Genomic DNA, 19,724 nt, shown 5'->3' on the forward strand with positions numbered 1-19,724 from the left:
CCTTTTCCACGCGTCGACCGCCTCGGGGCCGTGGGGCGTCGCCGGTGGGGGCCGGGTGACAATAGGCGCGACAAGACAGGGACGGAGCGCTCGTGCAGTGGACTGTGGTCGTACCCCTGAAGCCCCTGGCGCGGGCCAAGACCAGGCTCTCGGACACCGCAGCGGACGGGCTGCGTCCAGGGCTCGCCCTCGCCTTCGCGCAGGACACGGTGGCCGCGGCGCTCGACTGTGCCGCGGTGCGCGATGTGGCGGTCGTCACGGACGACCCGCTCGCCGGGCGTGAGCTGGCGACACTGGGCGCCCGGATCGTCCCGGACGAGCCTGCGGGCGGCCTGAACGCCGCGCTCGCGCATGCGGCCGCTGACGTACGACGACTGCGCCCGGGCGGCGCCCTGGCGGCACTCAATGCCGATCTTCCGGCGCTGCGCCCCATGGAATTGGCCCGGGTCCTGGACGCCGCCGCCGAATTCCCCCGTTCCTTTCTGCCCGACGCCGCCGGAATCGGTACGACGCTACTGGCCGCGACCCCGGGCCGTGAATTGCTGCCCGCTTTCGGAACGGATTCGCGGGTCCGGCACCGCGATTCGGGTGCGGTGGAACTCGCGCTCGACGCGGTGGACTCCGTGCGCCAGGACGTGGACACCGGCGACGACCTGCGCGCGGCACTGGCACTGGGGGTGGGCCCGCGCACGGCGGAGGCGGCGGCACGGCTGCTGATCCCGGGCCAGCCCGGCTGCTGATGCGGGACGGCTCGTGGCCGACTCGGCCCGAGAGGCCGCACGGGGCGGTCGATAGGCTGCCGTCATGCAGGCGACCGCGTACACCTACGACCCCGAGACCCGCACCGGTCAGGTGCTGCTCGACGACGGGACCCCCGTGCCCTTCGACGCCCCCGCGTTCGACGCGGGCGGGCTCAGGCTGCTGCGCCCGGGGCAGCGGGTGCGGATCGAGCTGGAGGGCGAGGGCCGGGCCCGGCGCATCACGCTGGTGACCCTGCACACGTTCTGACCAGGCCGGACAGACCGCGGGCCGGGCTCCCTGCGGGAGTCCGGCCCGGCGCGTGAGGGCCCGTGCGCCCCGGTTAACGGCGGGCGGTGGTCTTCTTGGCAGTGGTCTTGCGTGCCGTGGACTTCTTGGCGGGGGCCTTCTTCGCCGGGGCCTTCTTGGCCGCCGCCTTCTTGGCGGTGGTCTTCTTCGCCGTGGTCTTCTTGGCGGCCGCCGTGGTCTTCTTCGCGGCGGCCTTCTTCGCCGTGGTCTTCTTGGCGGCCGCCGCCGTGGTCTTCTTGGCCGGCGCCTTCTTGGCGGTCACCTTCTTCGCGGGCGCCGCCTTCTTGGCGGTGACCTTCTTGGCCGCGGCCTTCCTGACCGTGGCCGCGGCGCCGCCGGTGAGGCTGCCCTTGGGGGCCTTCTTGACGGCGACCTCGCCGCCGCGCGGCAGCTTCTTCGTGCCGCTGACCAGGTCCTTGAAGCCCTGGCCCGCGCGGAAGCGCGGCACAGAGGTCTTCTTGACCCGAACCCGCTCGCCCGTCTGGGGGTTGCGGGCGTAACGGGCCGGACGCTCGACCTTCTCGAACGAACCGAAGCCGGTGACCGAGACCCGGTCGCCTCCGACGACCGCGCGGACGATGGCGTCCAGGACCGCGTCGACAGCCTCGGCGGCCTGCTGGCGGCCGCCCATCTTGTCGGCAATCGCTTCTACGAGCTGCGCCTTGTTCACGTCTTCCCCTTCGGAGACATCGCCAGAACGAAAGTGTTCAAGCTTTTTCGCACGTTAGGCAGATATATACCGCAAATCAAACACGAAACGGGCTTATCACCCTTGTGCCGCAGCGGACTCGGCTGTCTCAGAGTCCCTCTTCGGGGATTCGCTCCTCGTCGAGGGCGGTCATGAACCGCTCGAGACGCCTGGTCGCTTCGGCGGGATCGTGCTTGGCCGCGGCCGTAATGACCAGCAGCTTCCGGGTCAGCGCCATCCGTACGCCCTCCGGGACTTGCAGTGCGCGCACCCTTGCGTGCGCTTCCTTCAGTTGGACCGCGACCGCCGTATAGAGCTCGAGTTGGCCGTCGTTGTCCATGCACAGATTGTGCCATCTGGGGCGAGTTGTCGCCCCCGCTGGGGGCAACTGCCGTCTCCCTGACGCCGCCCGGGCACCACGGCCCATCACGACGCCCGGATCCCCGTACCCCCGCAATGACCTTTGTAACTGAGGGTGTTGAAGACCACGAAGGCGGCGCGCGGCACCCGATCCGCGGCAGATACGGCTGTACCCCCAACCGTCCACGATTGGGGGTACAGAGGGTTGTTGCGGTGGCCGAAACCAGCCCGTCCGGGGCCGGGGGTCAGACCTGGAGGGTCCGCGGCTTGTAGGAGGGGCGTCCCGCCTCGTACGCGGCGATGTCGGCCTCGTTCCGGAGGGTGATCGAGATGTCGTCGAGGCCGTTCAGCAGCCGCCAGCGGGAGTTCTCGTCCAGCTCGAAGGCGGCGGTGATGCCCTCGGCGCGCACCTCGCGGTTCTCCAGGTCGACCGTGACCTCGGCCTCGGGGTTCCGCTCGGTGAGCTCCCACAGGGCGTCCACGATCTTCTGCTCCAGGACGACCGTGAGCAGGCCGTTCTTGAGCGAGTTACCACGGAAGATGTCGGCGAACCGGGAGGAGACGACCGCCTTGAAGCCGTAGTTCTGCAGCGCCCAGACGGCGTGCTCACGGGAGGAACCGGTGCCGAAGTCGGGGCCGGCGACCAGCACCGTGGCACCCTGCCGCTCCGGACGGTTGAGCACGAACTCGGGATCCTTGCGCCAGGCCTCGAACAGCCCGTCCTCGAACCCGTCCCGGGTCACCTTCTTGAGCCAGTGGGCGGGGATGATCTGGTCGGTGTCGACGTTGCTGCGGCGCAGCGGGACGGCCCGGCCGGTGTGGGTGGTGAATGCTTCCATGACTCTCAGACTCCAGCGGGCGCGGGGGCGTCGGACAGGTCGGCCGGGGAGGCCAGGTGGCCGAGGACCGCGGTGGCGGCGGCGACCTGCGGCGAGACCAGGTGCGTACGGCCGCCCTTGCCCTGCCTGCCCTCGAAGTTGCGGTTGGACGTGGACGCGGAGCGCTCGCCCGGGGCCAGCTGGTCCGGGTTCATGCCGAGGCACATCGAGCAGCCCGCGTGCCGCCATTCGGCGCCGGCCTCCTTGAAGACCACGTCCAGGCCCTCGGAGACGGCCTGCAGGCCCACCCGCGCGGAGCCGGGGACGACCAGCATCCGCACACCGTCGGCGACTTTGCGGTCCTTGAGGATCTCGGCGGCGGAGCGCAGGTCCTCGATGCGGCCGTTGGTGCAGGAACCTACGAAGACGGTGTCCACCTCGATGGACCGAAGCGGCTGTCCGGCCGCCAACCCCATGTACTCCAGGGCCTTTTCGGCGGCCAGTCGCTCCGAAGCGTCCTCGTACGAAGCAGGATCGGGGACCGCACTCGAAAGCGGCGCACCCTGGCCCGGGTTGGTGCCCCAGGTGACGAACGGCGAGAGCTCGGAGGCATCGATGCGGACCTCGGCGTCGAATTCCGCGTCGTCGTCGGTCCGCAGGGTCTTCCAGTACTCGACCGCGGCGTCCCAGTCGGCACCCTCGGGGGCGTGCGGGCGGCCCTTGAGGTAGGCGAAGGTGGTCTCGTCCGGGGCGATCATGCCCGCGCGGGCACCGGCCTCGATCGACATGTTGCAGATGGTCATCCGGGCCTCCATCGAGAGCTTCTCGATGGCGGATCCGCGGTACTCCAGGACGTAGCCCTGGCCGCCGCCGGTGCCGATCCTCGCGATGATCGCCAGGATCAGGTCCTTGGCGGTGACGCCCTCGGGCAGCTCGCCGTCGATCGTGATGGCCATGGTCTTCGGGCGGGCCATCGGCAGCGTCTGGGTGGCCAGCACATGCTCGACCTGGGAGGTGCCGATACCGAAGGCCAGCGCGCCGAAGGCGCCGTGCGTCGAGGTGTGGGAGTCGCCGCAGACGACTGTGGTGCCCGGCTGGGTCAGGCCCAGCTGCGGGCCCACGACGTGCACGACCCCCTGCTCGACGTCGCCCAGCGGGTGCAGGCGGACGCCGAACTCGGCGCAGTTCTTGCGCAGCGTCTCCAGCTGGGCACGGGAGACCGGGTCCGCGATGGGCTTGTCGATGTCGAGGGTGGGGGTGTTGTGATCCTCGGTGGCGATGGTGAGGTCGAGCCTGCGCACCTGGCGTCCGCCCTTGCGCAGCCCGTCGAAGGCCTGCGGGCTGGTCACCTCGTGGAGCAGATGCAGATCGATGTAGAGGAGGTCGGGCTCGCCCTCGGCGCGCCGGACGACGTGGTCGTCCCAGACCTTCTCCGCGAGTGTCCTACCCATCGCTTTCCCTCCGGCCGGCACGAGCGCGCCGACCCAACTAGAGATCTTGAGGAGCGGCGCCCACACCCCTGATTCCGGGCGTCCGCCACCAGGCCCGTCGGTCCCTGGGCCGCTGTGACTTCCAGGGTGGCGCGTTCCACGGAAAATTGAACTTGCGTTTCACAGAGTGAGACGTGAGTATCGTTGCATGGACAACAGTAGCGGCGTCGGCGTTCTGGACAAGGCGGCCCTGGTCCTCAGCGCTCTGGAGTCCGGTCCGGCCACCCTCGCGGGTCTGGTCGGCGCCACCGGACTGGCACGACCCACGGCGCACCGCCTCGCCGTGGCGCTGGAGCACCACCGCATGGTGGCGCGTGACATGCAGGGCCGTTTCATTCTCGGCCCCCGGCTGGCCGAGCTGGCCGCGGCGGCGGGCGAGGACCGCCTGCTGGCGACGGCGGGCCCGGTACTGACCCATCTGCGCGACGTCACGGGCGAGAGCGCGCAGCTGTACCGCCGCCAGGGGGACATGCGCATCTGCGTCGCCGCCGCGGAGCGCCTGTCGGGCCTGCGGGACACGGTCCCGGTCGGCTCCACGCTCACGATGAAGGCCGGCTCGTCCGCGCAGATCCTGCTGGCCTGGGAGGAGCCCGAGCGGCTGCACCGCGGCCTGCAGGGCGCCCGTTTCACGGCCACGGCCCTGTCGGGCGTACGGCGCCGCGGCTGGGCCCAGTCCATCGGGGAGCGCGAGCCGGGCGTCGCGTCCGTCTCCGCACCCGTACGCGGCCCCTCCAACCGCGTGGTGGCCGCCGTGTCCGTCTCCGGCCCCATCGAGCGCCTGACGCGGCACCCGGGCCGTATGCACGCCCAGGCGGTCATCGACTCGGCCGCCCGCCTGTCGGAGGCGCTGCGCCGCTCCGGCTGACCTTCGGGAACGTCACCGGGGAGGACCCGCCTCAACGCCGCGAGAGGCCCTCCCCGATCCCCCGGTTCCCCCCGGGCAGGCCGCCTTCTCGGCCTTCTCGGCCTTCTAGACCTTCGCGGTCGCTCCGGACGAGCGGTGCGCGTACCTGTCGGCGGCCCCGCCGTCCCCGGCTCTCGACCGGCAGCACCCCGGTGGCCGCCGCGAGCCCGGAGGGCGGCATGTCGAAGCAGACCGACTCGTACGAGCCCTCGGGCACCACGTAGGCCTCGTACCACTGTCCGACGTGCTCCTGCGCGACGCTTGGATAGTGGCACTTACCAAGGGCAGTGGCCTGTCCACCGCGACGATCAAGTACTACCTGCGCGAGGGGCTGTTGCCGCCGGGCCGCCAGATCAACGCCACGACGGCCGAGTACGACGAGACCCATCTGCGTCGGCTGCGTCTGGTACGGGCGATGATCCAGGTCGGCCGGATCCCGGTGGCCACGGTTCGGGAGGTGCTCGGGCACGTCGACGACGAATCCCTCGGCCGGACGATCCGGCTGGGCGCCGCCCTGTGGGCGTTGCCGCAGGCCGCCGAGCCGGACGAGCAGGACGACCACGTCCGGGCCGCGCGCCGCGAGGTGGCGCAACTGCTGGACACCCTGGGCTGGTCGAACACCAAGGCTCTGATCACCGTCTCCCCCGCCTACCGCTCGCTGGTGGTGGCGGTGTCCGCACTCCGACGGCTCGGCTACCAATGGGACGCCGAACTGCTGGTGTCCTACGCCCAGTTGATGCACCGGACGGCCATCCTCGATCTGGACTTCGTGGAGACGCGCCCCTCGGAGGCCGAGAAGATCGAGACCGCGGTCCTGGGGGCGGTCCTGGTCGAACCGATGCTGCAGGCGCTGCACCGGTTGGCGCAGGAGGAGGAGTCGGCGCGGCGGTACGGATTCGAGTAGCCCGGGCCGGGCACGCCGAAGGCCCCCCACCGAAGTGGAGGGCCTTCGAACTACGTACCCCCGACCGGATTCGAACCGGCGCTACCGCCTTGAGAGGGCGGCGTGCTAGGCCGCTACACAACGGGGGCGAGGATCTTGCGTTTCCGCAGATCCGAGCTGGTCTACCTGGACTCGAACCAAGACTAACTGAACCAGAATCAGTCGTGCTGCCAATTACACCATAGACCAATGTGGTTTAGACCAGTTCGTACCCCCGACCGGATTCGAACCGGCGCTACCGCCTTGAGAGGGCGGCGTGCTAGGCCGCTACACAACGGGGGCCCTGGCGATCCTGCATCGAGGACAGCGGGAGCGACCCAGCTGTCCTCGCGGGAAGGATCTGTACCCCCGACCGGATTCGAACCGGCGCTACTGCCTTGAGAGGGCAGCGTGCTAGGCCGCTACACAACGGGGGCTTGCGGATGGGATCCGCGGGTGCAGATGAGCTCTGCGAGCTGGCCTACCTGGACTCGAACCAAGACTAACTGAACCAGAATCAGTCGTGCTGCCAATTACACCATAGGCCACTGGAACGCAAGCCCCTGGGGGGATCTTGTTCTAGCTTGCGCCTCCGGTTCCGGCCTTTCGGCCCGCTCCCCGGCGGCGCAGGAAGAACATTACCCGAAGGTGGACGGCGCTCCAAAACGGGTATCCGCGCCGAGGACCGCGGGGAGTTCGGCGAGGGAGGCGATCCGGCGAGGTCCGACGGGTACCTCCACGGTCGCGTGCAGACCGTCGCGGTCGATCCAGACGGACAGCAGTCCGGCCTCGGCGGCGCCGCGCCCGTCGATCTCCGGATGGTCGCCGACGTACGCCACCTGGTGCGGAGCGAGCTCCAGGGCGTCGCAGGCCGCGCGGAAGGCCCGGCTGTCCGGCTTGGAGAAGCCCAGCTCGGCGGCGCACAGGACGGCCTCGAAGCGGTCGCGGACGCCGAGGGTGCGCAGCTTGTACTCCTGGACGTGGACGCTGGAGTTGGACAGCACCGCGTGCCGGTGGCTGGCGGCGAGGGCGTCCAGGACGGGCAGGACGTCCGGGAAGAGGGCCCAGGCGGCCTCGTAGCGGTCCCGATAGCGGTTGAACCAGGTGTCGGCCTCGTCGTCGGTCAGCTCCTCGCCCACGAAGACCCGTACGCGGTCCCGGCGCTGCCCCTCGAAGGAGACCTCGCCCGCCGCGTACCGCGCCCACTGCCGGTCGGTGATCTCCCGCCACCGCACCAGGGCCCGCTCCACGCTCTCGCTCTCATCGAGCAGCCCCTCGGCGGCCAGGTGGGTGCGCATGCCGACACGGTCCGCGGTGGTGTAGTCGAAGAGGGTGTCGTCGACGTCCCAGACCACGGCCCTGATGCTCATGGTCCGACGGTAACCCGGGCCGGCCGATCCCGTCCGCGTTTTCCGGAGCCCGAGCGTCGGCTCGGGCGGACACCGCGGGGAGGCGGCATCACCCGAAAGGCGGAGGGGCGGCACCTCGCCGGGTGCCGCCCCTCGCTTGCCCTGGCGTACGGGCTACGCCGCCAGCCTCGCCAGTGCGGCGTCGATGCGCTGCAGCGTCTTCTCCTTGCCCAGGACCTCCAGGGACTCGAAGAGCGGCAGGCCCACCGTGCGGCCGGTGACGGCGACGCGGACCGGGGCCTGGGCCTTGCCGAGCTTGAGGCCGTGGGACTCGCCGGCGGCCAGGACGGCCTCCTTCAGCGACTCGGCGGAGGTCCAGTCGGCCGCCTCCAGCTTCTCGCGGGCCGTACGGAGCAGGGCGTCACTGCCCTCCTTCATGGCCTTCGTCCAGGACGCCTCGTCGAACACCGGCTCCGGCAGGAACAGGAAGTCGACGTTCTCCGTGATCTCGGAGAGGACCTTGAGGCGGGTCTGCGCGTGCGGGGCGATCGCCTCCCACTTCGCCTCGTCGAAGTCCTCCGGCGACCACGGCGCGAACGGGGCCTTCAGCCACGGCCGGCAGCGCTCGGTGAAGTCCTTCGCCTCCAGGAGGCGGATGTGGTCCGCGTTGATCGACTCGGCCTTCTTGAGGTCGAAGCGGGCCGGGTTGGGGTTCACGTCCGCGATGTCGAAGGCGGCGACCATCTCGTCGAGGGAGAAGATGTCGCGGTCGGGCGCGAGCGACCAGCCCAGCAGGGAGAGGTAGTTGAGCAGCCCCTCCGGCAGGAAGCCGCGCTCACGGTAGAGGTTGAGCGACGACTGCGGGTCGCGCTTGGACAGCTTCTTGTTGCCCTCGCCCATCACGTACGGCAGATGACCGAACTCGGGCACGGACTTGGCGATGCCCAGCTCGATCAGCGCCTTGTAGAGAGCGATCTGGCGGGGGGTGGAGGAGAGCAGGTCCTCGCCGCGCAGGACGTGGGTGATCTCCATCAGGGCGTCGTCGACCGGGTTCACCAGCGTGTACAGGGGCGCCCCGTTCGCCCGGACGATCCCGTAGTCCGGCACGTTCTCCGGCGTGAACGTGAGCTCGCCGCGGACCAGGTCCGTGAAGGTGATCGTCTCGTCGGGCATCCGGAAGCGGACGATGGGCGTACGGCCCTCCGCCTCGTACGCCGCCACCTGCTCGGCGGTCAGCTCGCGGCAGTGCCCGTCGTAGCCGGACGGCCTGCCGGCGGCGCGGGCGGCGTCACGGCGTGCGTCCAGCTCCTCCGTCGTGCAGTAGCAGTGGTACGCGTAGCCACCGTCCAGGAGCTTCTGGGCGACGTCCTTGTAGATGTCCATCCGCTGCGACTGGCGGTACGGCACGTGGGGGCCGCCGACCCCGGGGCCCTCGTCCCACTCGAAGCCCAGCCAGCGCAGCGAGTCCAGCAGCTGGAGGTAGGACTCCTCGGAGTCGCGGGCCGCGTCCGTGTCCTCGATACGGAAGACGATCGTGCCGCCGGTGTGGCGGGCGAACGCCCAGTTGAACAGGGCGGTGCGGACCAGGCCCACGTGGGGGTTGCCGGTCGGGGACGGACAGAAACGTACGCGGACGTTCGCGTTAGCCACGCTTGATCACCTTGTTGGTGAGAGTGCCGATGCCTTCGATGGTGACGGCGACCTCGTCGCCGACGTTGAGGGGGCCGACCCCCGCGGGGGTGCCCGTGAGGATCACGTCGCCGGGGAGCAGCGTCATGGCCTCGGTGATGTTGACGATCAGATCCTCGATCGAGTGGATCATCTCGCTCGTGCGGCCGAGCTGGCGCTGCTGGCCGTTGACCGTGAGCTGGATGGTGAGATCACTCGGGTCGAGGTCGGTCTCCACCCAGGGGCCGAGGGGGCAGGAGGTGTCGAAGCCCTTGGCCCGGGCCCACTGCTTCTCGCGCCGTTGCACGTCTCGCGCGGTGACGTCGTTGGCGCAGGTGTAGCCCAGGATCACGTCCTTGACGCGCTCGCGCGGGACCTCGCGGCACATACGGCCGATCACCACGGCGAGCTCGGCCTCGTGGTGCAGCTCCTGGGAGAAGGAGGGGTAGGCGATCTCGTCGCCGGGGCCGATCACCGAGGTGGACGGCTTGAAGAAGGCGAAGGGGGCCTCGGGCACCTCGTTGCCCAGCTCACGGGCGTGCTCCGCGTAGTTGCGGCCGAAGGCCACGACCTTGTTGGGGAGCACCGGCGGCAGCAGCCTGACCTTGCTCAGCGGCACCTTCGTACCGGAGAGCTCGAATTCCGCGAACGGGATGCCCTTGATGATGTCGAGGTCGAGCTCGTCCGGCCTGTCGCCCTCGACCGCGCCGAAGGCGACATTCCCGTCGATGGAGAATCTGGCGATGCGCACGGGATCCTTGCGCCCCTCACTGAGCTGGCTGGAGTCTGACGCTCCAGGCTAACGCGGCAGCAGGCGGGCGCCCCGCGCATTGCGTCGGGCGCCGCCAGGGGCACGTTCCCGCGAGCCCGCGGTGAGCGGACGGCGCCCGGTGCGCGTACTACTGGGGGACGGAGGCCTGGACCGGGACCTCCATGAGGACGGTGCGCCTGGGATTGGCGGTCTGGGTGGGAAGGTCGACGGAGCGTTCCGGCGCCGCCGGGGCCTGCAGCTCTTCGGCGTCGGCGAGGTGCGCCAGCGTCGTGCGCTGCGGGTTGGCTATGGTGCGGAACATCATCGTGGTCTTCACTGGTGTCGTGACCTTGTCGTTACGGGCGCAGGGCGGGCCTCAAGGGCCGTCGCCGGGGCGCGGGTTGTCGGATTCGCCGTCCCTGTAAAGCGTCAGGCTAAACATGCAATTCCCGCCCGAAGCGATGAAGTGGTCATGATCTGCATGTGAGTTTGCTCACGAGTCGCCGGACAAAAGGGTCAATCCATACAGGCGATTCAGCCCGACGAAACGGACATCACACAACTGAAGCCCGCATTCCGCTCCTGATCATGGCGACTGGGACACCGGCCACTCCCCTGTGACTCGCGGACATACGTCCGGTATGTACTAGATCACCTTCTACGGCTGGTGACATGCCCCTCACAAGGTGTCACGGTGGTCACAGGGTCACCCGTTGGCCTTGTTGGAGATCCTGCACTGTGCTGGAATTCCACGGACCGCCGCGGGATCGCACCGGCGCGCAAGGGGCGCAACGCAGCGCCGAGCAGCGGCGGGCAGGGGGAGCCAGCGCCGGTCACTCACGACCACTCGGGGGGCGTATTCAGGGCGCCCCCTACAACGCCGACACCGTCCCGCCGTTCACGCGGAGGGGCGCCTGGTCCAGAGGTTGCGACGCTAGTGCAGGGACGTTTCAAGAGGGATGGCAGCGCTTCGGCGGAGCCGGAGCCGCACGGCGGGACCGACCGCGGTTCCTCGCCCCAGCACGCCCAGAACCAAGGACCGGCACCGTCCGGCGGTGGTCCCGAGCGGCCGGGCCGCACCGGCGCGCCCACAGGCCCCACACCGCCGGAGGCCGCCAAGAGCAGCGCCGGCCCACTCGACCCCGGTCCGCGCCTGGCCCTGCGCAACTGGCGCATCTCCACGCGTCTGGTCTCGCTGCTCGCGCTGCCCGTGGTCGCCGCCACCTCGCTCGGCGCGCTGCGCATCAGCGACAACATGGACCAGATCCAGCAGCTCGACAACATGAAGCTGCTGACGGACATGACCAGGCAGGCGACCCAGCTGGCCGAGGCGCTCCAGGAGGAGCGCGACCAGTCCGCCGGCCCGCTCGCCCACGGCGCGACCGCTTCGGACTACACGGTCAAGGGCGTCCGCGACAAGACGAACCGCGCCCGCTCCTCCTTCCTCCAGGGCACCCAGGAGATCGGCGACGCAGCCAGCAGCGGCCAGCTCTCCGGCGTCCGCGACAGCGTCGTCGGTATCGCCAGCGAGCTGAACAACCTCAGCTCGATCCGGGCCGGCGCCTACAAGGACCCGCAGAACGCCACGCAGACCGTCGAGGCCTACCACCGACTGATCAGCCAGCTGCTCAGCCTCTCCCAGGACATGGCGGAGGCCACCAGCAACCCGGAGATGATCCAGCGCACCCGCGCCCTGGCGGCCTTCTCCAGCGCCAAGGAGTACGCGTCCCTGCAGCGCGCCGTCATCGCGGCGGCGCTGCCCGCGAGCAACAACACGTTCGGCCAGCTCTCCGAGAACGACCGCCAGTACGCCCTGTCGGCGCTGGACAGCCAGAACTCCGAGCTGGACAGCTTCCGCAGCATCTACGGCGACGGCGCCGAGGAGCTCACGAAGCCGATCGACCAGGGCAGCCCGACCATCCAGGCCGCCGACACCTACGCCAGCCGCGTCCTCAAGAGCGGCAACGGCATCACGTCGCAGGACAAGCGCTCGTACAAGGACTGGGTCGACGACGACTCGGCCAAGATCGAGCAGATGAAGAAGATCGAGGGCACGCTCCTCGAGAACATGGAGCAGAAGGCCCGCGAGCTGAAGAGCGCCTCCCAGCGCGAGGCGATCATCTCCGGTGCGCTGATCCTCCTCGTCCTCGGCGTCTCCCTCGTCGGCGCCTTCGTCGTGGCCCGCTCCATGATCCGCTCGCTGCGCCGACTGCAGGAGACCGCGACCAAGGTCGCCCAGGACCGTCTGCCCGAGCTGGTCAAGCAGCTGTCCGAGTCCGACCCGCAGGACGTCGACACGTCCGTGGAGTCGGTCGGTGTGCACTCCCGGGACGAGATCGGCCAGGTGGCCGCGGCCTTCGACGACGTGCACCGCGAGGCGGTCCGCCTCGCCGCCGAGCAGGCCCTGCTGCGGGGCAACGTCAACGCGATGTTCACCAACCTCTCGCGCCGCTCCCAGGGTCTGATCCAGCGCCAGCTGTCGCTGATCTCCGAACTGGAGTCCCGCGAGGCCGACCCGGACCAGCTGTCCTCGCTCTTCAAGCTCGACCACCTCGCGACGCGTATGCGCCGTAACGGTGAGAACCTCCTCGTCCTCGCCGGTGAGGAGCCCGGCCGCCGCTGGACCCGCCCGGTCCCGCTGGTCGACGTGCTGCGCGCCGCCGCCTCCGAGGTGGAGCAGTACGAGCGCATCGAACTGGCCTCGGTCCCGGCCACCGAGGTCGCCGGCCGCGTCGTCAACGACCTCGTGCACCTGCTCGCCGAGCTGCTCGAGAACGCCACCTCGTTCTCCTCGCCGCAGACCAAGGTCAAGGTCACCGGTCACGCGCTGCCCGACGGCCGGGTACTGATCGAGATCCACGACACCGGTATCGGTCTGTCCCCCGAGGACCTGGCCCAGATCAACGAGCGGCTCGCCTCGCCGCCCACGGTGGACGTCTCCGTCTCCCGCCGCATGGGCCTCTTCGTGGTCGGCCGTCTGTCGCAGCGCCACGGCATCCGCATCCAGCTGCGCCCGTCCGACTCCGGTGGTACGACCGCGCTGGTCATGCTCCCGGTCGACGTCGCCCAGGGCGGCAAGAAGCCCACTCCGGGCAAGCCGGGCCAGGGCGCCCCGGTGACCGGCGGCCCCGCCGCCGCGCAGGCCGCCGCCGGTGCGGCCGCGGCCCGTCGCCAGGCCCAGCAGGGCGGCACCGGACTCGGCGCCGCGCCGCAGCGCGGGCAGGTGGGCAGCGGATCCGGTCCCCGCGCCGCGCTGCCGGGAAGCGCCGCCGGTGACCGACCCGATGGTCCCGGCGGTCCGCAGGGTCCCGCCGCCCCGCAGCAGGGCCGGCCGGCCCCGGCGGGCGCGGGTGCCGGTGCCTTCGGGCCGGGCGGCCCGCAGGGTCCCCAGGCCTTCCAGGACCCGGGCACGCGCCAGGGCGGCTTCGGTGACGGCGGCCCGGGCACCACCCGGCCGGGCGGCTTCGGTGACGGCGCCCCGCCTGCCGCACAGCAGCCGCAGCAGCCGCAGCAGCCGCGACAGCCCAAGGAGCGCGGAGGACGCCGTCGGCCGCAGCTGCCCGGGCGTGGGGGTCAGCGTGCCGAGCTGCCCGGTGGCAGCCAGCAGCGCACCCCGAGCTGGAGCGACGAGAACGCGCAGCCGCCGGTGCCCCGCGCCTCGCTGGACGCCCCGCGCGGCCACGAGGAGCCGGACGCCCTGTCCGCGACCTCTCCCATGCCCCGCATCGACGACCGCCAGGGCCCGGGCTCGACCTCGGAGATCCCGCGCGTCGACGACCGCCAGGGCCCCGGTTCCACCTCCGAGTTCCCGCGACCTGACTACAACGCACCGCGCCCCGGCGCGGGCGCCGTGGACAACAGCGGGCAGTTCGTCCGCTCGGACGTCTTCGGCAGCCCGGACCAGGGCGGCACGCCGGGCCAGTTCCCGGCGGGCCGTGGTCAGAACACCGGCCAGTTCCCGGCCCCCGGCCGCCCCCAGGACCCGGCCTTCACCGGCCAGTTCGGGACGCAGGGCCCCGACGGCTCCGGCACGGGTCAGTTCGCCGCCCCGGGCTACGGGAACCACCAGGACCCGTCCTCCACAGGCCAGTTCGAGCGGCCGCAGGCAGGCCCCGGCGGCTATGGTGCCCCCCGGCCGCCGGCCCCGCAGCGTTCGCAGCAGCAGCCGCGTCGTCAGGAGCCGGAGGCCCTGCCGCCGGCGTCGGGTCCCGGCGACGGGCGTACACCGCTGTACGACACGCTTGAGACCAACTGGTTCCGCGGCGACCGGGGGCAGAGCAACGGCTCCCCGGCCCCGCAGCAGCCCCCCGCAGCCCCCCAGCGTCCGGCCCCCACGGCCTGGCGCACCTCGCCGAACGACGAGTTCGTCCGCCAGGCCGAACGTGTGCGGCAGCCCGCCGCGGGCGGCATCACCACCTCCGGCCTGCCACGCCGGGTCCCGCGCGCGAACCTCGTGCCGGGCACGGCCCAGCAGCAACAGCACCAAACCGGTCCGCAGGTCTCGCGTGCGCCTGACGACGTGCGCGGTCGGCTGACCAATCTCCGACGGGGCATCGCCCAGGGTCGCCAGGCCGGTACCGGCCAGACCGGCAGCTTCCGCAGCCCCACTCACCAGCAGGAGCGTTAGTTGAGCCCGATGAGCCAGGCGGCACAGAACCTCAACTGGTTGATCACCAACTTCGTGGACAACACCCCCGGGGTGTCCCACACCGTCGTCGTGTCCGCCGACGGACTCCTTCTGGCGATGTCCGAAGGCTTCCCGCGTGACCGCGCCGACCAGCTCGCGGCCGTGGCGTCCGGCCTCACCTCTCTGACGGCCGGGGCCTCCCGGATCTTCGAGGGCGGCAGTGTGGCGCAGACGGTCGTCGAGATGGAACGCGGCTTCCTGTTCCTGATGTCCGTCTCGGACGGCTCGTCGCTCGCCGTGCTCGCCCACCCCGAGTGCGACATCGGCCTTGTCGGCTACGAGATGGCCCTGCTGGTCGACCGCGCGGGCGCGGTACTCACGCCCGACCTGCGCGCCGAACTCCAGGGCAGTCTGCTCCACTGACCGGCCCCGGTACCACCCACCTCACCAAATCACCGTCCGGCCGCCACAGTCCCCCCACCGGCCCCCGTCAGACGGCACGACTGACCGACTTGCTGTCCCGCCCGGAGGATTCATGACCCCGCCCACCGCCCATCATGATCCGTACGCCGAGCCGTACGGGGACGAGGGCGACCAGCCGCTGGTACGTCCGTACGCGATGACCGGCGGCCGGACCCGGCCGCGCTATCAGCTCGCGATAGAGGCGCTGATCAGCACCACGGCCGACCCGGCCCAGCTGATGGGACTGCTCCCGGAGCACCAGCGGATCTGCCACCTGTGCCGTGAGGTGAAGTCGGTGGCAGAGGTGTCGGCACTTCTGGCCATGCCGCTCGGTGTGGCACGGATTCTCGTCGCGGACCTCGCGGAGGCCGGTCTCGTCGCGATCCACCAGCCGGGTGGCGACGAGAACAACGGCGGCGCGCCGGACGTGACACTGCTCGAAAGGGTGCTCAGTGGACTTCGCAAGCTCTGACGGAGGGCGGGCGACCACCTCCGCGAAGATCGTGGTGGCGGGCGGCTTCGGCGTGGGCAAGACCACGTTCGTCGGCGCCGTCTCGGAGATCAACCCGCTGCGCACGGAGGCCGTCATGACGTCCGCCTCGGCGGGCATCGACGACCTCACCCACACCGGGGGCAAGACCACCACCACGGTGGCCATGGACTTCGGTCGCATCACCCTGGACCAGGACCTGATCCTCTACCTCTTCGGTACGCCGGGCCAGGACCGCTTCTGGTTCATGTGGGACGACCTGGTCCGCGGTGCCATCGGCGCGGTGGTCCTGGTCGACACCCGTCGGCTCGCCGACTGCTTCCCCGCGGTCGACTACTTCGAGAACAGCGGCCTGCCGTTCGTCATCGCCCTCAACGGCTTCGACGGGCATCAGCCCTACAACCCGGACGAGGTGCGCGAGGCCCTGCAGATCGGCCCCGACACGCCGATCATCACCACGGACGCCCGCCACCGGGCCGACGCCAAGAGTGCACTGATCACGTTGGTCGAACATGCGCTCATGGCACGCCTGCGGTAGGGCAATTCAACGGCGCCATACGGCAGTTGTCGTAGATTCCGGGGAGCCGGCTGTGGTGTTTGACACGGTCGGCCCCTGTGTTCATAACGTTTCGACAGAGAAATCCGGTGGTATCGCCACGCGTCGCGGTCGGTCGGTGTCGCTGCGCTCACAAAAGCCCCGCCTTTTGGCGGGGCTCGCTCTTTATGACCGTTTTATCTGGGGCTTACAGCTGCCGGAATCGTGACTTCCGAGTGTTTGGAATCGCGCAGGTCGACGTGCTGGAATGCCTGAACTGCCCATTAGTCAAAGACGTACTGGTCGGAGACAGGGCTCTGGAGACACCGCGGCACGACGTAGGTGCCGTCGCCGAGAGGTTGTTGGTCGAGTGAGGCGAAGCAAGAACGGTCCCGAGCCGTCGGCGCGGGGCAACTTCACCCCGCCGCCGCGCGGAGCGGCACCCGCACAAGTGCCCGGCCCGGAGCCGACGGCTCTCCCGCCCAGCGGTAGCCGCTTCTCCCCGCGCAACTGGCGCGTGCCGACCAGGCTGAACGCGATCCTGCTCATACCCGTGCTGGTGGGCCTGGTCATGGGCGGCTTCCAGGTGAAGAACTCGATCGACACCTGGAACCAGGCGCAGGACGCGGAGAACACCGCCCGCCTGGTTCAGGCCTCCCTGACGTACGCCGACGCGCTGTACCAGGAACGTGACGCCTCCGCGGCTCCGCTGCTGCAGGGCGACGTGAAGAACTCGACCGTCACGCAGGTCCGCGCCGCCACCGACCAGGCCGCCGGCGCCTTCGACCGGGCCGCGCAGAAGATGCCGCACACCTCGGGTCTGGTTCGCCGCCTGGCCATCTTCCGCAAGGCGGAGACCAGGCTCCCGGCGCTGCGCCAGGCCGCGTACACCTCCCAGCTGACCGGCGTGCAGACCGAAGAGGGCTACGTCGAGGTCGCGCACCCGCTGATGGAGTTCGCCAACGAGCTCGGCCTCGGCACCGGCAACATCACCAGCTACGGCCGCACGGTCTACGCCATCTCGCTCACCAAGGCCGCGCTCTCCCTGGAACGCTCGATCGGCATGCACCTGCTGGTCAAGCCGGGCCCCGGCGCCACCAGCCTCGCCAAACAGCGCGTCGCCCTCTCCTCGTACGCCTACCTCGAGGGCATCGCCGTCGAGGAGTACATCGGTGGTGGTACCGCCGGGGACGCCGCCAAGCTGGACGAGGCCAAGGCGAAGCTGAAGAGCGACGGCGCCGCCCAGGCCCAGCAGGCCGCCGCGCAGGCGAAGGCCCAGGGCAAGACGTACGTGCCCCCGCCCGCCGACCCCACGCAGATGGTCGCGGGCCTCGCCACGCTGGGCTCCACCGACGCCACCGCCCGCGCCGCGCTCGCCCAGCAGGGCGTCACCGCGCAGAACTGGTGGGGGGTCAACACCCTCAAGTACAACGCCTACCGCACGATCGAGTCGGACCTGGCCGACAAGGCCGTGGCGGACGCCTCGATCATCGCCAACGACGCCAAGACGTCCGCGTTCATCACCGGTGCCATCGTCGTCGTCGCCCTGCTCGCCGCGTTCATCCTGGCCGGCCTCATGGCCCGCCAGATGAGCCGCTCGATGCGCCAGCTGCGCAACGCCGCCTTCGGCGTCGCCGAACAGCGTCTGCCGATGCTGGTCGACCAGCTCTCGCGCACCGACCCCGGCCGCGTCGACACCCGTGTCGCGCCCATCCCGATCTCCTCCACGGACGAGATCGGCGAGGTCGCCCGCGCCTTCGACCAGGTCCACCGCGAGGCCGTCCGGCTCGCCGCCGAGCAGGCCCTGCTGCGGGGCAACATCAACGCGATCTTCACCAACCTCTCGCGCCGCAACCAGTCGCTGATCGAGGGCCAGCTGACCCTGATCACCGACCTGGAGAACAACGAGGCCGACCCGGACCAGCTGGAGAACCTCTTCCGCCTGGACCACCTCGCGACCCGTATGCGCCGCAACGGCGAGAACCTCCTCGTCCTCGCCGGCGAGGAGCCCGGCCGTCGCTGGGACCAGCCGGTCCCGCTGGTGGACGTGCTGCGCGCCGCCTCCTCCGAGGTGGAGCAGTACGAGCGCATCGAGCTCTCCGGCGTCCCGGAGGCCGAGATCCACGGCCGCGCCGTGACCGACCTCGTGCATCTGCTGGCCGAGTTGCTGGAGAACGCCACGACGTTCTCCTCCCCGCAGACCAAGGTTCGGGTGACCGCCACGCGGCTGCCCGACGGTCGGGTCATGATCGAGATCCATGACAAGGGCATCGGCCTGACGGCCGAGGACTTCGCGGACATCAACCACAAGCTGGCCAACCCGCCGACCGTGGACGCCGCGATCTCGCAGCGCATGGGCCTGTTCGTGGTCGGCCGGCTCTCCGACCGGCACGGCATCCGGGTCCAGCTGCGTCCCTCCGGCGAACAGGCCGGCACCACATCGCTGGTGATGCTCCCCGACGCCATCACCCACGGCGGTGGCGGCGAGCAGCCGCTGGAGCGCGACGAGTTCACCGTCTCGCAGATCATCCCGGAGCAGCAGCCCTTCCCGGGCGAGAGCTTCGACGGACAGCCGATGCGGACGGCGGCGGAGCTGGGCTTCGACGACAGCCGTTACACCGAGGTCCCGGACGACATCCGGGACCTGGACCCCGTCGGCCGCTCGCTGATGCGCGAGGAGCGCCGGGCGGCCCTGGAGGCCCAGGCCCAGGGGCAAGGCCGGCAGCAGGAGGCCCAGGAGCCCGCTCCGTCCTACCAGGACGGGTTCGAGGCACAGCGGCCCGCGTACGACAACGGGCAGCACGCCTACGACAACGGGCAGCAGCACGCCTACGACCAGCAGCGGGCCGCGTACGACCAGCAGACGGCGTACCAGGAGCCCCAGCAGCCCGCATACGACGAGTCGTACTTCTCGTCCGGCGGCGGCCTGCCGCAGGGCGACGGCTTCCCGTCCGTCGGCGGCTACCCGGAGCCCGCCTATGCGGAGCCGGTCCAGGAGAACCGTGGGCCGGCCCAGGCGGCGGCCTCGGAGACGTTCTCCACCTTTGAGCAGCCCTCCTACCAAAACGACTGGCCGAAGCAGGACGGCTACCAGAGCGACTACCGCACCGATTACGCTCCGGAAACGGAATCCGCGCAGGCCGCTGACGCAAGCGAGCGGGACCGCGTAGGCTTCGACCGTCCGGGACCGGCCCCCTCCGCCGTCCACGAGCTGACCGACGCCGGACTGCCCCGCCGCGGCTCCACCGCGAACGGCGCCGCCGGCAGGCCGCAGCCCGTGACGCAGGAGCCGCCGACGGCCACGGAGCCGAGCGGAGACTGGCGCTCCGCGAACGACCAGCGGTGGCAGCAGGCTTCGCAGCTGCGGAAACCCAAGGCGGGCGGGGTCACCTCTTCCGGTCTGCCTCGGCGGGTACCCAAGGCGAACCTCATGGAGGGCGCCGCGGAAGCGACCCCGCAGGGAGGCCCACAGGTCTCCCGCGCCCCCGAGGACGTGCGGGGCAGGCTGAGCAACCTGCGTCGGGGCGTCCAGCGGGGACGCAACGCAGGAAGTGAAACGAACGGCCAGGGCTTCGGTCCTGACAGCACCTACAACCAGGAGCGTTAGTGTGAG

General features: G+C 70.5%; 17 protein-coding genes, 5 tRNA genes and 1 pseudogene. 9 read left to right on the forward strand and 14 right to left on the reverse strand.

The features are described 5' to 3' along the window. The first annotated feature begins 92 nt into the window (after positions 1-92). The gene (gene cofC, locus ASC56_RS23705; protein ID WP_055493532.1) at positions 93-740 is read left to right on the forward strand and encodes a 2-phospho-L-lactate guanylyltransferase; all 648 of its coding nucleotides are present in this window, start codon (positions 93-95) and stop codon (positions 738-740) included. A gap of 64 nt (positions 741-804) precedes the next feature. Beyond that, positions 805-1,008, forward strand: coding sequence for a hypothetical protein (locus ASC56_RS23710; RefSeq protein ID WP_055493533.1), 204 nt, complete (start codon positions 805-807; stop codon positions 1,006-1,008). Between the two features lie 73 nt (positions 1,009-1,081). Here ASC56_RS23710 and ASC56_RS23715 read toward each other — a convergent pair whose 3' ends face one another. From ASC56_RS23715 to leuC, 4 genes are all read right to left on the reverse strand, one after another. Continuing rightward, positions 1,082-1,717 carry an HU family DNA-binding protein gene (locus tag ASC56_RS23715; protein WP_055493534.1) on the reverse strand — a complete coding sequence of 212 codons (636 nt, stop codon included), beginning with the start codon at positions 1,715-1,717 and terminating at the stop codon, positions 1,082-1,084. Positions 1,718-1,844: 127 nt separating this feature from the next. Beyond that, a complete protein-coding gene (locus ASC56_RS23720) occupies positions 1,845-2,075 on the reverse strand; it encodes a hypothetical protein (protein ID WP_055493535.1) in 231 nt (76 codons plus the stop codon). Positions 2,076-2,340: 265 nt separating this feature from the next. Beyond that, positions 2,341-2,934 carry a 3-isopropylmalate dehydratase small subunit gene (gene leuD / locus ASC56_RS23725; RefSeq protein ID WP_055493536.1) on the reverse strand — a complete coding sequence of 198 codons (594 nt, stop codon included), beginning with the start codon at positions 2,932-2,934 and terminating at the stop codon, positions 2,341-2,343. A gap of 5 nt (positions 2,935-2,939) precedes the next feature. After that, the gene (gene leuC, locus ASC56_RS23730; RefSeq protein WP_055493537.1) at positions 2,940-4,364 is read right to left on the reverse strand and encodes a 3-isopropylmalate dehydratase large subunit; all 1,425 of its coding nucleotides are present in this window, start codon (positions 4,362-4,364) and stop codon (positions 2,940-2,942) included. A 187-nt stretch (positions 4,365-4,551) separates the two neighbouring features. On the opposite strand from leuC, the gene ndgR reads away from it, so the two are divergent. After that, positions 4,552-5,268, forward strand: coding sequence for an IclR family transcriptional regulator NdgR (ndgR, locus tag ASC56_RS23735; RefSeq protein ID WP_055493538.1), 717 nt, complete (start codon positions 4,552-4,554; stop codon positions 5,266-5,268). 105 nt (positions 5,269-5,373) lie between these two features. Here ndgR and ASC56_RS42080 read toward each other — a convergent pair. Beyond that, positions 5,374-5,563, reverse strand: a pseudogene (locus tag ASC56_RS42080) (monooxygenase family protein); the annotation flags it as partial. 9 nt (positions 5,564-5,572) lie between these two features. Here ASC56_RS42080 and ASC56_RS23740 point away from each other — a divergent pair. Then, positions 5,573-6,211: a MerR family transcriptional regulator gene (locus tag ASC56_RS23740; RefSeq protein ID WP_055493647.1), complete on the forward strand. Its 639-nt coding sequence runs from the start codon at positions 5,573-5,575 to the stop codon at positions 6,209-6,211. Between the two features lie 55 nt (positions 6,212-6,266). Here the strand turns inward: ASC56_RS23740 and ASC56_RS23745 are convergent. From ASC56_RS23745 to ASC56_RS23785, 9 genes are all read right to left on the reverse strand, one after another. Further along, positions 6,267-6,339, reverse strand: a tRNA-Glu gene (locus ASC56_RS23745). Between the two features lie 28 nt (positions 6,340-6,367). After that, a tRNA-Gln gene (locus ASC56_RS23750) sits at positions 6,368-6,439 on the reverse strand. Between the two features lie 20 nt (positions 6,440-6,459). Next, positions 6,460-6,532: transfer RNA gene (locus ASC56_RS23755), tRNA-Glu, on the reverse strand. 61 nt (positions 6,533-6,593) lie between these two features. Then, positions 6,594-6,666, reverse strand: a tRNA-Glu gene (locus tag ASC56_RS23760). A gap of 39 nt (positions 6,667-6,705) precedes the next feature. Next, a tRNA-Gln gene (locus tag ASC56_RS23765) sits at positions 6,706-6,777 on the reverse strand. 90 nt (positions 6,778-6,867) lie between these two features. After that, positions 6,868-7,599, reverse strand: a complete 732-nt coding sequence (locus ASC56_RS23770; RefSeq protein WP_055493539.1) for an HAD family hydrolase — start codon at positions 7,597-7,599, stop codon at positions 6,868-6,870. Positions 7,600-7,752: 153 nt separating this feature from the next. After that, complete coding sequence (gene gltX / locus ASC56_RS23775) at positions 7,753-9,228, reverse strand: glutamate--tRNA ligase (RefSeq protein ID WP_055493540.1); 1,476 nt, start codon at positions 9,226-9,228, stop codon at positions 7,753-7,755. Further along, positions 9,221-9,997, reverse strand: coding sequence for a fumarylacetoacetate hydrolase family protein (locus tag ASC56_RS23780; protein ID WP_055493541.1), 777 nt, complete (start codon positions 9,995-9,997; stop codon positions 9,221-9,223). Before ASC56_RS23780 ends, gltX begins: the two co-directional genes overlap by 8 nt. A gap of 148 nt (positions 9,998-10,145) precedes the next feature. After that, positions 10,146-10,334, reverse strand: a complete 189-nt coding sequence (locus tag ASC56_RS23785; protein WP_055493542.1) for a hypothetical protein — start codon at positions 10,332-10,334, stop codon at positions 10,146-10,148. Between the two features lie 600 nt (positions 10,335-10,934). Between ASC56_RS23785 and ASC56_RS23790 the strand changes: the two genes are divergently transcribed. The 5 genes from ASC56_RS23790 (at position 10,935) to ASC56_RS23810 (ending at position 19,718) form a co-directional block, all read left to right on the forward strand. Further along, on the forward strand, positions 10,935-14,624 hold the full coding sequence (locus tag ASC56_RS23790; RefSeq protein WP_055493543.1) for a nitrate- and nitrite sensing domain-containing protein: 3,690 nt from the start codon (positions 10,935-10,937) through the stop codon (positions 14,622-14,624). Positions 14,625-14,633: 9 nt separating this feature from the next. Then, a complete protein-coding gene (locus tag ASC56_RS23795) occupies positions 14,634-15,047 on the forward strand; it encodes a roadblock/LC7 domain-containing protein (RefSeq protein WP_003993189.1) in 414 nt (137 codons plus the stop codon). A 112-nt stretch (positions 15,048-15,159) separates the two neighbouring features. Then, a complete protein-coding gene (locus tag ASC56_RS23800; protein ID WP_055493544.1) occupies positions 15,160-15,558 on the forward strand; it encodes a DUF742 domain-containing protein in 399 nt (132 codons plus the stop codon). Continuing rightward, on the forward strand, positions 15,539-16,114 hold the full coding sequence (locus tag ASC56_RS23805; RefSeq protein ID WP_055493545.1) for an ATP/GTP-binding protein: 576 nt from the start codon (positions 15,539-15,541) through the stop codon (positions 16,112-16,114). The genes ASC56_RS23800 and ASC56_RS23805 overlap by 20 nt, the downstream gene beginning before the upstream one ends. A 367-nt stretch (positions 16,115-16,481) precedes the next feature. Continuing rightward, entirely contained in the window at positions 16,482-19,718 is a 3,237-nt protein-coding gene (locus ASC56_RS23810) for a nitrate- and nitrite sensing domain-containing protein (protein WP_055493546.1), read from the forward strand. The last annotated feature ends 6 nt before the right edge of the window (positions 19,719-19,724 follow it).

Origin of the sequence: Streptomyces sp. TP-A0356, from assembly GCF_001417775.1 — a bacterium.
Classification (GTDB): Bacteria; Actinomycetota; Actinomycetes; order Streptomycetales; family Streptomycetaceae; genus Streptomyces.